Below are 13,036 nucleotides of genomic sequence, written 5' to 3'. Positions count from 1 at the left end.
GTAAGTCAACCGACGGAGCCACCGTCTCCTCCAGCGGCATAGCCAAGCCCATGCTTCGCGCTGCTTGCCAGGTCATCTCGCTTGGCCGGTCGACAGGCGGCTGAAGCCAGCGTTGATCGCCAAGCAGGACGACGTTCGCGTAGGCTCGCGCGACAACAGGCAATTGACAGTTCGACGGAATAGGCGCCACGGCGTCACACCACGCGTCACTCCGGAACGACTGATGCTCTGCAATGCCATCGTGAGCCTCAAGAATTGATGATTCGATTATCGTAGCGCTTGCACGGCGAATTTCCGCATTTCTATATGCTCGTTTGCCGAATTCTGGTGCTCAGTCCAGACTTTGTGACGCTTTCATGCAAGATGCTCGAGGACGCCTCTTGACTAAACCACCCGGACCGCGGCTGCCAGACGACCAGCGTGGGAGCGGCCGCAAAGCCGTAATGGCGTCGCTGGTGGGCATGAATTGCCGTCTCAGGGCAGCCCGGCGCCGGCCGATGAGCGATCCTTATCCCGCAGCTCGCGGGTCATACGTGAGCTGGCCGTAGGTTCTATGGAATCGTGCAGAACTTCCCTTAGCGGAGCACCAATGCGAGGCGCCGCCCCGCGATTAGCAGCATCCTCTTGTTTGCTCGCGAAACGTTTGGGCTAACCGCGCTTGTCTGGCCTTCACCAGGCTCGCCGATGATGCGAGGCAATCATCCTTCCGTGGGCTCAAACGTGAGGTCGAATTGTACCCGTGCAGCCGACGCGAGAGAATGGCCTCAAGCCGGGCCGATGACCGAAGACGCATGAAACATGATCAAATGCTGAGACACGGCTTCAATGTTGACACACATTGACGACCCACGTTACGATTGCCTCGCAGGAGACAATCGGACATGGCGAACTCAGTGGTGACAACCAGAGACGGAAGCAAACTATGCGCCTGGACCGCCCAATCGAAGTCCGATGAGCGCCGCACTGCCATAGGGCTCGATAAAATCGATGCTCATCTTCTTGACCTCGTACAACGCAACAATCGTCTTGCCAGTGAGCAGCTTAGCGCCATGGTGGGCTTGTCTGCGTCAGGAGTTCAGCGTCGCCTAAAGCGCCTGCGAGCAGAGGGCGTGATAGAGAGGGACGTTTCAATCATTCGTCCAATGGCGGTGGGCCGACAGGTCACCGCTCTGGTTCTCATTACCTTTGAGCGTGGCCGACTGGAGATCGTTGATAATTTCAAGCAGGCGATGCGCAAGATGACAGACGTGATGAGCGCATTCTCCGTTGCCGGCCAGGCTGACTTCGTCCTTCTCGTTACCGCAACTGATCTCGAGAGCTATGAGGACTTCACCAAACGTCTCGCTGGACAGCATCCCAACATCAAGCGCCTTGAAACCATGATTGTCTTGGACCGGATAAAGGTGGGCTTCACCTTGCCAATCGCGTTTGTCGCAAGCGCTGCCTACTCATTGGGTGGCTCCTGACTTGCTGATCATTGCCTACCGTCAGTCTGGGTAGTGACATGTTGCGCAGCGCAAGCACGGATCGCAACAGGACATTGCAACTTCGAGGCTCCTAACGAGCGGCGGCGCAAATGCTTGACGTCAACACCAGAACACGCTCAGCGCCCCAACTGTCGAAGCGATAGAGCTGAGTTCCTAAACGCGCGGTATGAAATGGTGATACTATCATAATAAGTTGACACGAGCTGGTATTAACTACAAAGTTGTCTGAGCGATAATTGAGATGGCGAACTTCCATGAATGAACGTCCGCACGGGTCAGCTGAAGGGGCAGCGACCTCGATTGATCCAGAGTTTGCGCGGCAGGCACTTCAGCGCATGGCGTTCATTCGTTGCTTCGAAGAGGCGTGCCTGAAGATGAGCGCTGGCGCGGACGCGCTGGTTGCCGGTTCAATCCATCTTTGTGCCGGGCAGGAAGCAATCGCCGTGGGCGCTTGCGCTGCAACTAACGACGAGGATCGCATTCTCGCCACGTATCGGGGCCACGGGTGGGCGATCGAGGCGGGACTCGATCCTTTCGAGATCCTCTCTGAAATTTGCCATCGCGAAACCGGCATCAACGGAGGGCGGGGTGGTTCTGCCTATTTTATGGGTCCGGGCACGAAATTTGTGGGAGAAAACTCGATTGTTGGCGCAGGCGCGGCCATCGCAAACGGTGTCGCTCTGGCGATGGGCGAGAAGAAAGGCGTCGTGCTAGTCTCGATCGGTGACGGTGCGATGAACCAAGGGGCCTTGCACGAGGCTATTGTTTTCGCCGCGTATAAGAAGCTCCCTGTCATCTTCGTCTGCGAAAACAACGGGTGGTCAGAGATGACACCGATAGATCGCATTGTCCCGATCGAGCGGCTATCCCGTCGCGCTGCTGGCTACGGTATCTCCGGCGCCACGATCGATGGCTGCGACCCCATCGCGGTTCGCGACACGATTTCTCTTGCGATCGACCATGCACGGGCAGGCAAGGGCCCGTCCCTGATTGAGTGCAAGACGGTTCGCTTGTGGGGGCACTACAATCGCGACATTGAGCACTATCGGCCGAAAGCCGATCGCCTCAAGGCCGCGGACGCCGATCCGATTCGGCGCCTGCGCGGGCGGCTTCTTGCAAAAGGCCTGTTTTCCGAAAGCGAACTAGACGCGGATGTTGCGGCGATCAAGACACGAATGGAAGAGCTGATCGAGCGCGTTACGGCTGCACCGAAGCCGGATCCGGCGAGGGCGCTCCTCCACGTAGTGGCCGAGGATGACACCCCGCCGCATTCCAAGCTGGTGGCTGTTGCAACGGAGCTCACTTACCAGCAGGCGGTAAACGACGCTCTCAGGGACGAGCTGACAGAGCGGCCTGAGGTTCTCGTTTTCGGCGAGGATGTCGGATTTGCCGGTGGAATTTTTGGCTGTACTCGCAATCTTCAACGCGAGTTCGGCGAAGAGCGTGTCTTCGACACGCCTATTGCCGAGGCATCGATCCTCGGGGCGGCGGTCGGTGCCTCGATGTGCGGTCTCCGGCCGGTCGCCGAGATCATGTGGATGGATTTCCTCCTCGTTGCGCTTGATCAATTGGTCAATCAAGCCGCAAACGTGCGGTATGTCACGCAAGGCAAAGACAGTGCCCCGATGGTCGTGCGCCTTCAGCAAGGTGCAACGCCAGGCTCGTGCGCGCAGCACTCGCAGTGTCTCGAAGCGTTCCTTGCGCATGTGCCTGGCCTGAAAGTCGGAATACCGAGCACGCCACAAGATGCCTACGATATGCTTCGTGCGGCCGTGGCGGATAACGATCCTTGCGTTATTATTGAATCGCGGGCGCTCTATCAAACAAACGGGCAAGTTACCAAAACTATTTCCAAACTCGGATCGGCGAAGCTTCGCCGAGAGGGCTCAGACGTAGCGATCATATCTTGGGGCGCGATCGCCAACCGTGCTGAGGAAGCCGCCCAGATACTTTCTGCCAAGGGTGTGGAAGCCGCCGTTCTGGATCTCCGTTGGATCGCGCCGTTGGATGAGACTCAGCTCATCTCCGTAGTCAAACAGTGCGGCGGGCGGGCCGTCATCGTGCATGAAGCGAACCTCAGCGGTGGTTTCGGCGCTGAGATTGCCGCGCGGCTTTCCGAGCGAGGCTTTGCAAACTTTCAGCGTCTGGGCACTCCTAATACTCGCATTCCCGCGTCGCCTGTGCTGCAAGCAGCTCTTCTTCCTTCCGTGGAGGCGATCGTGGCCGCTGTGGATCGCGTGATGTCGCGCGCTTCACGGCCAGATCATGCCTCCGAATTACCGTATGGCTCATAACTGCGAGAAACTCATGGCCATTCAAATCGAAACCGGACGCGCCCCTGCCACAAAACGTAAGGCGAAGCAGGATCTCGTTAAAGCGCCTTTGCCGCGCATTCAGTCGCTTGGACGAGGTTTCTCCGTCCTGTTCCTCATTGCCAAAAGCGAAAACGGCCTGATGGCCTCTGACATCATCAAGGAAACAAAGCTCAATCGGCAAACCGCTTACCATATTCTACAGTCGCTCAGTGTCCTAGGAGTCATCGTAAAGAACCACAACTCCCAAAGGTATGTCTTGGGACTGAAAGTTGCGGGCTTGATCGAAGCATTCAAGCGGCATCTGGCGCCACCAGAGCGCCTTGCGCCTCTCGTTCGGGAGATCGCAAATCGTACAGGTGAGACCGCCTACGCCGTCGGATGGGCGGAGGGAGAGATCGTAGTCATTTCCGCAATGCGCGGCCGTGCGACTGTAACGGCCATCGACGTACCGCCTGGCTACTTCGGCAACGCACATGCGCGAGCATCCGGCAAGTTGCTTCTCGCGCTCTCCAGTCCCGATGTTAGAAAGGCTTACTTCGAAACACGTAAGCTCGAGGCGCTTACCCCACGGACCATCACGAACCTTGTGGCGCTGGAAAAGCATTTTGCGCAAATTCGCAAGCAGGGCTACGCCCTCGAAAAGGAAGAGTTTGTCCCGGGCCTTAGCTGCATCGCCGTCCCCATCGGAGACACCGAGACAGGTTTTGCGATTGCCGTGTCGGCTCCGTCACACCGCGTCGAAGAGAATTTGACGCTTTATCTCCAAGTGATGTGCGAAGTTGCGATGCGGAGCGGTGAATAAACCGAATGCTCCATGTGATGCCCAAGAACTGTGGGCGATCACCACTGTGACAAGATGTAGCGATTGACGCTTAGCGTCACATGAACTGATGCGAGAGAATGCAGATCTGTCGCAGAAATGATGGAGAGTCAGAAAATGGAACGGACCAACCTACTGCAGCGGCCTTATTCGGCATACGATCGGAAGGAAGTGGGCCCGGACACCGAGCTTCTAAAGGTCGGAAAAGGCACGCCGGCAGGTGAATATCTGCGCCGGTTCTGGCAGCCGTTCGCTTTCGGTTCGGAGTTCACCGATGTGCCAATGGCCGTTCGAATTCTGGGCGAAGACCTTGTCGCCTTTAAGGACGGGCAGGGCAACTACGGTCTTCTTGAGCGCCGCTGTAGCCACCGCGGCGCCTCGCTCGAGTTTGGAAAGATCCAAGAAAACGGGATGCGATGCTGCTATCACGGCTGGCATTTCGACGTCGACGGCCGGATTCTCGATATCCCAGGCGACTCGTCGGGGTTGAAGAATCGTCTGTGCCAGGGCGCCTACCCTGTTCACGAATTTAAGGGTTTGCTCTTCGCCTACATGGGGCCGCCGGATAAGAAACCGGCGTTTCCGGTCTATGACGTGCTTGAACGCGGGCCGGGCACACAATTCCGGCGCAAGGACTTGGCACCTTGTAATTGGCTGCAAATCCGCGAAAACGAGACTGACCCGATGCATATCTCGCAATTGCATTGCGGTCTGTTTGGCATCCAGTTCACTGAGGTGTTCAGTCAGATCCCGGTCGCCCTGCAGTGGTTCGAAACGTCCATCGGCGTGATGTACGCGGGCACCTTTCGCTGGAAAGATAAGGTGTATATACGGACGAATGACTTGATCATGCCAAACCTGACGCGGGTGGCAGGGATCGAGGATGCCGAAGGAGAGGTGTTTAATGATATCCGCGGCGGATCAACAAACTGGGTCGTTCCCATCGACGATTACAACACGATGACTATCGGCTGGCGCGATATCGAGCCGGAGGTTGAAATTCCGGGCGTTGCGGCATATCTCGACCGTCAGCATAAGGGCGGCGCCGAAGCGCTGTCTACGGCGGGCAACATCGATACCCAGAGCGGCAATCGCGATTACCAAGAGCGGCAACGAGCGCCGGGCGACTGGGATGCGTTCGTGTCTCAAGGTCCAATGACAATCCACGGCCGCGAACATCTCGTGGCCAGCGATCGGGGCGTTATGACGTTTCGGAAAATGCTGAAGGCTGGCATAGAAGCAGTGCAATCCGGAAAGGACCCGCTGGGCGTCACGCTCGTCGAGCAAGCCAACCCGGTTATCCGCACACATGCCCGAAACACGGTCTTGCGCATTCCTAAGGCTTCGAACGAGCGAGACGACAAGGAGGCGTGCGGCCGAGTTGGCCGCTGGTACGCAGATGCCCTTCGAGAGCACAAATTTGAAAACTCGCCGCAACCCTCGGCCAAGCGGCTCGATGAAATCCGAGAGCAAGCGGTGACAGTTTTCAATGGCCAAAAAGTTGCCGCGGGCTAGGTTAGAACGCAGTCAAAAGGAGCGGAAGACAAATGACTAGTCGGCACGAAATCTTGAGTACGAATGCTTCCGCTCGGTTGATATCTCAGTAAGCGAGCGCGCCATTGAGCCACCCTGTTCAGGATAATGAGCATCGTTTGAGTGTGTACGGATCGAAGGTCAATGCCATCCTGCGACCTGGTGCGACCATTCTTGAGACCCTATTAGAACAAGGGGTTGAATACCCTCATGGCTGCACCACGGGATTTTGCGGTCTCTGCAAATCCCATCTCCTGTCTGGCCAAGTCGAACACCTCGATTATTTGGACTCGGCTCTATCGGAAGAGGAGCGGCGTGTTGGCCTGATATTGCCCTGCTGTGCCATACCAACCTCTGACTGCCTTATTGAGCCCGCAGTCAGCGATGTGCCGTTGCCCGCAGTGGTGTCTCTCGACACAGAAATCGTGAAGATCGAACTGGTGACCCCAGATGTCTGGCTTGTGCAATTGCGCTCGCCTGAGCCATTTGAGTTTCTTGCCGGGCAATACGCATCCCTCACGTTCGACGGCCTACCTGCCCGTGAGTTCTCCATGGCAAGCGAGCCCGGGAACTTGGTAATCGACTTCTACATCAAACGCGTGCTGGGTGGCGCCGTCACGGACGAAGGAGTGGCACGCGCCGTCGTAGGCGGTCGCGTCACCATAAACGGTCCGTATGGAACCGCGTTTCTGCGCAGCGACGATACCAGCCCGATCGTTGCGGTTGGTGGAGGTACTGGTATCGCTCCGATCCTGTCAATGCTCTTAAACGGTCTTGGCAAGGGGATAAACCAAGACATCCGTCTCTACTTCGGGGTTCGCAATGAGCCCGATCTGTTCTCAGTGAATCAGTTGGAAGATCTCGCGAGCGCGCACAAGAACTTGTCGCTCAATGTGGTCCTGTCGGCGCCCGGTGCCCAATCGGCGCGCTGGCGGCGGGGCCGTTTGGATGCCGTGCTAAAAGCCGACTTGGCCTCACAAGCCATGTCCAGCTGGCGCGCCTACATCGCGGGCTCCCCTACAATGGTGAACGCTGTTGACACAACGCTTGCCGCCATGGGTGTTCCCTCAAGCCGCCGCCATTGCGATCCATTTTTAACGACTGCCGAACGTGACCCTTCGCAACGGCCAGGAGAATCGACGTGTCGAGCAAATTCGTTTTACCTGCCGGCAAGGGCATAGCCGTTCAGCTCGGTGAAGCGCAGACCGTCCGTATCACCAATATCCACGGAAGTCAGGTCGTCGATACCTGGGCGTTCAATGCAAGCGACACGTCCGAGTTCATGTCGATGGAGCACACCCGAGCGTCTCTCAAAAGGCTTATGCCCGGCTGCGGCGACTCCTTGGTCACCAACAAACGTCGGCGCATTCTCACCCTGTTGTCAGATTCATCTCCCGGCATACATGACACCTTGATTGCCGCCTGCGACCGTCATCGCTACGAGTTACTGGGCCACACCGGCTATCATGCCAACTGCACCGATAACTTGGCGGCTGCGATGAAGGCGATAGGGATGATCTTGCCCGAAACGCCATGTCCCTTGAACCTTTTCATGAACGTTCCTGTGATTCGTGGTAATCGGCTCGATTGGTGCCCACCTGCCTCAAAGCCCGGAGATCACGTCGCATTCCGGGCAGAGATGGAAGCGGTCGTCGTATTCTCAGCCTGCCCAATGGATTTGCTGCCCGTCAACGGCGTCGATTGCACGCCAAGTGACGTGGCAGTTTCGATTGACTAGTGCGGGGTGGCGGCCCCTCTTACCCCTTTACAGGGGATTTCGCCTCAATCGCTTCGATACCATGCTTTGTCTGGCAGGACCACGAGGGATGGCGCAGGCAGAGTCGATGGAAGACGCGTGACGCATAACATGCCAGGTGCAAGACCTTTTACCAGCAGCACCCCTTTGGTCCGTTCGTAATCCTTTTGGATGGTACGGCAAGCCCCCGTCTTGGTCGATGCTCGTAGGAGCGGCATAATCTCACCGCCATCTGGGCGTGGCGACATAATGAGACGTGACGCGCATCGCACCGCTGAGTTCCAAACGTTAGAATGGTAGCGGAGGAGGACGAAGACGCAACGAACACCCTTCACAACGTCCTTGGCCACCATGCTTTACGAAAGCTGACCGACCGACCCGTGCATAGGAGGGCGAGCACACACAACGGTCCGCCGATGCGCTTCCATTGCAGCAACACAGGATACCACGATCGGACGAGACGGAAAGCTTGCTTCGCTGCCGATTCGAACGCCACGCCTGGCAAACCCGACGAATGCCGCGGCGCCGGCTCCGGGTAGCAAGGACTCCCGCGAAATTCATCGGCTTGGTACGTGACCGCTCGTTCCGACGCGATGCACGAAACCGGCCAACCGGTAGGAGACGACCTGGATTTATCGTCACGGTGATGACGACCACGCCATAATCAGCAAGATTGACAGGAGTGGGACCGAGGCAGGGAGTCGCCGTCCCAGGCGAGCGCCGCGCCACCAGCCGACGCTTGCGTTCCGTCTTGCTGCTGCGGGAACGTCATATATGCGAGCACGTCGGTCTCGGCCTCGTCGAGGAAGCCGGCCAGCTTCGGCAGCTTGGGGCGGAGCTGATCGGCGACCTTGCGCCACTGCGTCTTGGCGGCCTCAGCATCGTCCTGGGCAAAGGCGGTGGCGATGAAGGCGGAGACGACACGCCGGCCGCTCTTACCGGCATGCGCCAGTGCGTTGCGCATGAAGTGGACGCGGCAGCGCTGCCAGGAGGCATTGAGTACCTTGGCCACAGTGGCCTTGATGCCCTCGTGGGCATCTGAGACGACCAGCTTGACACCGCGCAGGCCGCGGCGGGCGAGCTTGCGCAGGAACGCGGTCCAGAACGTCTCGGCTTCGGAGGGCCCGACGTCCATGCCGAGAACTTCGCGCCGGCCGTCGCTGTTGACGCCGACCGCGACAATCACCGCCACTGACACGATGCGCCCGTTCTGGCGCACCTTCACGTAGGTGGCATCGATCCACAAATACGGCCAGTCGCCCTCGATCGGGCGGGCGAGGAACGCCTTCACCTTGTCGTCGATCTCCGCGCACAGCCGGCTGACCTGGCTCTTGGAGATGCCGGTCATGCCCATGGCCTGCACCAGGTCGTCCACCGAGCGGGTCGAAACGCCTTGCACATAAGCTTCCTGCACCACGGCGGTGAGCGCCTTCTCGGCCATGCGGCGCGGCTCCAGGAAGCCCGGGAAGTACGAGCCCTTGCGCAGCTTTGGAATCCGCAGCTCGACGGCGCCGGCACGGGTCTCCAGATCCGGTCGCGGTAACCGTTGCGCTGGGCCAGGCGCTCCGGGTTCTTCTCGCCATAGGCTGCCCCGGTCTGACTTGCGACTTCCAGCTCCATCAGGGCTGGGCGGCAAAGCCCATCATCTCGCGCAATAGATCGGCATCAGGGTTCTTCTCTACCAGCGTGCGCAGGTTCATCATGTCGTCGGTCATCGGTGGTTCCTCTGGTTGCGTTGGCGTGTCGCAACCCGATCCTACCGGAGAATCACCGGTGACCACCGCAAAGCCGCCGGCCCGTTACGGCGCTATTGGAGGCGCGCGTCCGGGCGGCTTTGCTCTACCGAGCTACACCACCACCGGGGACGCGACTGACGTATTCAAGCAATGGCGTCTTCCGATCCTGGTTTGCTCCGGGTACGGAGCAGGGAACGAACCATTTCGCTTTGGGTTGAAGCTCTCCGTAGGCGGCAAATACACATTGTCGTGATTGCATTCATCGGGAGCAGGAACCCGGACCTGAGAGCGCATTCGCGGAATTGGGGCGGATGCGATGGGTGGGGCGGCTCCCCCGGATCTCACCTCTTACGACAGACACGCTGCAGGCCATCTTCAACACTTCGTTTGGTGCGCAATGATTTTATGATTCCGTTTGCGATAAGCGAAGTCGCCAACTTGGCATTCGTCTACACAGCGCGCGACTGAAACCGTCTTGCCGGTGCTTACCTCCATACAGTTGATGGTCGTCGAGCGATCTTGCAATCTCATCGTGGTGGAATCGTCATCCAACTATTGAGAACCATCCGAGACGCCTGCGCATGTTGACGTAATCCGATTGTCGAGATCATCGTCACTCCAGCGGTCCACCCGAGACAGCGCGCTCATATGAACTCAGGTATCCACAATGGCGCGATACGCTTCGTGGGAGACCATTTCCATGCCCACGCTCGTCGACGCGTTATGGCTGTCGATTGCACAGGCGGCAGATCTGACACCCACGTCGGTCCAATACAACACCGGCCGGTGTCGACAACCTCACACCTTCAGCCCGATCACTGCACTATCGCTGTCCACAACGGTGCTGCAAGACAAGCTCCTTAAACCTGAAGTCGCCAGCGAGCCTAGAAAGAGAGCGACCGAGCGGAGCGCAAGTAACTATTTGGGCATACGATCGACCATGTGTTGCAGTGTCGGCGCCGTCCCCGGAGATCATGCCGTTATTACTTGCGCTCTTCCTTCCAAATCGAGGCTCCGCGCATCCTGTTATGCGCCGCCTTGTCTACGCCTTTCGCGCGAGGCGAGCACTTCTGACCAGCCCCTTCTTTTATCGTCACGGCCAAAGGTATCGTCTGCGCGGCCTTCTGCGGTCGTCTAGACCGGTTCCGTGACAATAGCGTGAAACTAAACTGTCGAGCGGACACGTCGGTTTGGTTTACACGATCTGGCCAGATGACACCACGCACTCGCCTAGATCAACGCACACGCCGCTTCGAGTACGTTTCGCGCGCTGATTCCATAAACGCGTCCTGTCGCAGAGCGTGGCGTGTTCGCTCCCGCAATCGTGAACGTACAGATTTCGTGCCTTGCCTCTTCCGCGAAGCGAACGTTGCTCGCCATCGAAAATAAAGCTGGTTTCGTTTCATTGACTATACATCAAAGGCCCCTACCATTTACAGCGTGAAGGTGAGATCGCTCATTTTGCAATCGCAGCCAAGGTTTTCAAGATGATCTCGACTCATTCCCGCCGTCGCGTCCGCGACCACGCTCGGTCGGAGCATTTGTTCACGGGATAGCGGCTATGAAAGCGACTATGAGCAACGGAGCAGCCATGCAACACGTGATTCCAAAGGCGGACATCATCAAGCGCGCACCTCGCCTTGGTGCCGAGGTCAGGAACGTCCGGCTATCCGATGATTTGCCGGACGAGGTTATCCGCGCGATCAACTATTTGCTGCTCGAGCATAAGGTGCTCTTCTTGCGTGATCAGCAGTGTCTTAGCGAGGTCCAGCAGGAGCGCTTTGTCGTCAAGCTAGGCATTCCGGCCTCAGATGATAAAGTCGGTACGACCAAGTCGATGCGGTCGCTTCTGAAGCTAGGTTCTGCCGGCAACGGTCGTGGCGTTAGCCAGTGGCAGCACACGGCGGTTACATTCGACGGATGCACAAAGGTATCCCACCTGCGGGGTGCGATAAGTCCGCCCTATGGCATTGATACCGTCTGGTCGGATATGGCGGGTGCATATAAGACGCTTCCGCTATCGTTGCGCATGCTCGCCGATCAGCTCTGGGCAGTTCACACTAATAACCATAGTGGCATGGAAGGGCGCGCCGCCGAGACACCGAAACAGCCTTTCGTGGAGGTGTTTTCCAGATCGATTTCCGAGACCGCTCATCCCCTCGTTCTCGTGCACCCCGAGACAGAGAAGCGCGTGCTTGCGATCGGAACTTCCGTGCGGGGCTTCGTTGGCCTGCAGAATTATACTGCCCAGAAACTGTTTACTCTCCTGCAGTCGTATATCATGGCCCCGGAAAACACGGTGCGATGGAGTTGGATGTCGGGTGACGTTGCGATTTGGGACAGCCGCGCGGCCCACTATCAGGAGATGAATGATAACGATTATCATCGAGCGCAAGGGCGCCTGACAGCCGATTGCAACGCGCTGCTTAGCATGGACGACCGCCGACGCGCCAAACGCGGCAGCGCGCCAAGACCGGGGACGTCCAAGGCTCCCAAAGCCCACGGTGAAATGCGGAGTCGCAGCTCGCCCTGGTGATATCGAGCTGCTTCCAGTGCCACAATGCTTCCGGCTGTACTGGCGATGGATGGCAAGGCTCTCAATCGAGCTCCTCACCGCTTTACGTCTGGCCGCTGCGGATTGCATGCTCTCTTCGACGGAACGGCGGTCGATTTCAAGCCCCGACTTGTCCAGTGGTTACGTCTTAGATCCGTCGCCACCAGTTTTTGCGCCGTATGCAGACCTGAGCTCTGGCAGCATCAGCGCGGGGCTTCTTGGACGAATTTGATCATTAGACTCTCGAGCAATTCCTGGCCGGTTTGGGCCCCGGGCGCATTTAGAACTTCTTGGATGGAGACCGAGGCAAAGCCGAATAGGGTCCTCCAGTCAGCGCGCGAAGGCCTTTAGATAGTTCAGGCCTCAGCTAATTGCATTCTTGGTCCGCTGCCTAGCGAAACTTCGGGAGGGCGTGCGCCCCTAGATTTTGCACTCACCGCATGTCAATGCCCGCCTGCTGATTACATCGCACCGCGCACAGTGTAACGCCATGGTTAATTTCTGCACGGAAGAAGAAGATTGAGCAGAATATATGCACACAGGGCCCAACAGCTCGCCATCTTCCTCTTGAATTTGACGTAGGTGTACTTGCTAACAAGGTATCGCAAACGAAGCGGCGAAAGGTCTCCGGCCGAAATGACTATGCGAAGAAACAACTTGGTGGCGGATGCCGAGCGAAAAGCAAATAAGGAATGAAAGAGCCGTACATGCGATCGGCGGCTTGCTAGGTTTACGTGGGATTGAAGCGCAGGAGCAGATCCAAAGTGCACGTGCCTTTTAGCCGGCAGCGCTTGTTGTATAGCAGCTGCCATGTCCAGCTTGACAATATCGCGGC

7 protein-coding genes and 1 pseudogene are annotated in these 13,036 nt (G+C 57.8%); 7 read left to right on the top strand and 1 reads right to left on the bottom strand.

The window, feature by feature from the left end; all coding sequences use genetic code 11:
• Nucleotides 1-881: 881 nt before the first annotated feature.
• From IVB54_RS32820 to IVB54_RS32795, 6 genes are all read left to right on the top strand, one after another.
• Nucleotides 882-1,466: an Lrp/AsnC family transcriptional regulator gene (locus IVB54_RS32820; RefSeq protein WP_346658838.1), complete on the top strand. Its 585-nt coding sequence runs from the start codon at nt 882-884 to the stop codon at nt 1,464-1,466.
• 275 nt (nt 1,467-1,741) lie between these two features.
• Nucleotides 1,742-3,781, top strand: a complete 2,040-nt coding sequence (locus IVB54_RS32815) for an alpha-ketoacid dehydrogenase subunit alpha/beta (RefSeq protein WP_247776742.1) — start codon at nt 1,742-1,744, stop codon at nt 3,779-3,781.
• A 13-nt stretch (nt 3,782-3,794) separates the two neighbouring features.
• Nucleotides 3,795-4,604: an IclR family transcriptional regulator gene (locus IVB54_RS32810; protein ID WP_247776740.1), complete on the top strand. Its 810-nt coding sequence runs from the start codon at nt 3,795-3,797 to the stop codon at nt 4,602-4,604.
• A gap of 135 nt (nt 4,605-4,739) precedes the next feature.
• Entirely contained in the window at nt 4,740-6,137 is a 1,398-nt protein-coding gene (locus IVB54_RS32805; RefSeq protein ID WP_247776739.1) for an aromatic ring-hydroxylating dioxygenase subunit alpha, read from the top strand.
• Between the two features lie 104 nt (nt 6,138-6,241).
• Nucleotides 6,242-7,336 carry a 2Fe-2S iron-sulfur cluster-binding protein gene (locus IVB54_RS32800; protein ID WP_247776737.1) on the top strand — a complete coding sequence of 365 codons (1,095 nt, stop codon included), beginning with the start codon at nt 6,242-6,244 and terminating at the stop codon, nt 7,334-7,336.
• Nucleotides 7,297-7,893: an urea carboxylase-associated family protein gene (locus tag IVB54_RS32795; RefSeq protein ID WP_247776736.1), complete on the top strand. Its 597-nt coding sequence runs from the start codon at nt 7,297-7,299 to the stop codon at nt 7,891-7,893. The genes IVB54_RS32800 and IVB54_RS32795 overlap by 40 nt, the downstream gene beginning before the upstream one ends.
• Before the next feature lie 772 nt (nt 7,894-8,665).
• On the opposite strand, the pseudogene IVB54_RS32790 reads toward IVB54_RS32795, so the two are convergent.
• A pseudogene (locus tag IVB54_RS32790) lies at nt 8,666-9,626 on the bottom strand (IS256 family transposase); the annotation flags it as partial.
• A gap of 1,612 nt (nt 9,627-11,238) precedes the next feature.
• On the opposite strand from IVB54_RS32790, the gene IVB54_RS32785 reads away from it, so the two are divergent.
• Nucleotides 11,239-12,183 carry a TauD/TfdA family dioxygenase gene (locus tag IVB54_RS32785; protein WP_247776734.1) on the top strand — a complete coding sequence of 315 codons (945 nt, stop codon included), beginning with the start codon at nt 11,239-11,241 and terminating at the stop codon, nt 12,181-12,183.
• Nucleotides 12,184-13,036: the final 853 nt, after the last annotated feature.

Origin of the sequence: Bradyrhizobium sp. CW1 (genome assembly GCF_023100665.1) — a bacterium.
Classification (GTDB): Bacteria; Pseudomonadota; Alphaproteobacteria; order Rhizobiales; family Xanthobacteraceae; genus Bradyrhizobium; species Bradyrhizobium canariense_D.
This window is presented reverse-complemented; position numbering and strand designations above follow the sequence as displayed.

Coding starts and splice junctions, on each gene's coding strand:
- IVB54_RS32805 (WP_247776739.1), top strand. CDS start 4,740: ATGGAACGGACCAACCTACTGCAGCGGCCTTATTCGGCATACGATCGG.
- IVB54_RS32810 (WP_247776740.1), top strand. CDS start 3,795: ATGGCCATTCAAATCGAAACCGGACGCGCCCCTGCCACAAAACGTAAG.
- IVB54_RS32785 (WP_247776734.1), top strand. CDS start 11,239: ATGCAACACGTGATTCCAAAGGCGGACATCATCAAGCGCGCACCTCGC.
- IVB54_RS32820 (WP_346658838.1), top strand. CDS start 882: ATGGCGAACTCAGTGGTGACAACCAGAGACGGAAGCAAACTATGCGCC.
- IVB54_RS32815 (WP_247776742.1), top strand. CDS start 1,742: ATGAATGAACGTCCGCACGGGTCAGCTGAAGGGGCAGCGACCTCGATT.